The following is a 518-nucleotide window of genomic DNA, read 5'->3' on the forward strand; positions in this document are numbered from 1 at the left end:
ACCCGGGGCCCCGAGACCGCCTCGTACGTCTCCGGGATCCGGATCCGGTCCTCGTCCGCGAAGTTGCCGCGGATCTCCTCGAGCATCGTCCGCTCGCGGTCGTAGTCCATCTCCTCGCGGATCGTCTTCGCGAACTCGTCGGCGAGGTTCTCCAGCGAGAACGCTCTGCCGGCGCCGGTGAACCGCTTGATCAGCGGGATCGACCAGCGGATCGTCCGGAGGTCGGCCTCGACGAGCGACTCGATCCCCGGGCGGCGCACCTTCACCGCGACCGGGTCGCCCTCGTACTTCGCGGTGTACACTTGGCCGAGGCTCGCGCCGCTTATCGGGTCGCGGTCGAAGTCGTCGAACGTCCGGTCGACCGGACCGAACTCGTCTTCGAGGACGGCCTTCGACTCCTCCCACGGCGCGGGCGGGACGTCGTCTTGGAGCCCCTCCAGCACGTCGATGTACGCCGGCGGGAGGATGTCGGGGCGCGTCGAGAGGATCTGGCCGAGCTTGATGAACGTCGGGCCGAG

At 68.9% G+C, this 518-nt stretch carries 1 protein-coding gene; it reads right to left on the reverse strand.

Annotation, left to right across the window (positions count from 1 at the left end):
* Positions 1-518 (reverse strand): AarF/ABC1/UbiB kinase family protein (locus tag EXE44_RS17980; protein ID WP_137718048.1); only part of this gene is annotated, 518 nt, incomplete at both ends.

The organism is Halorubrum sp. SS7 (assembly GCF_005435055.1).
Taxonomy (GTDB): domain Archaea; phylum Halobacteriota; class Halobacteria; order Halobacteriales; family Haloferacaceae; genus Halorubrum; species Halorubrum salinarum.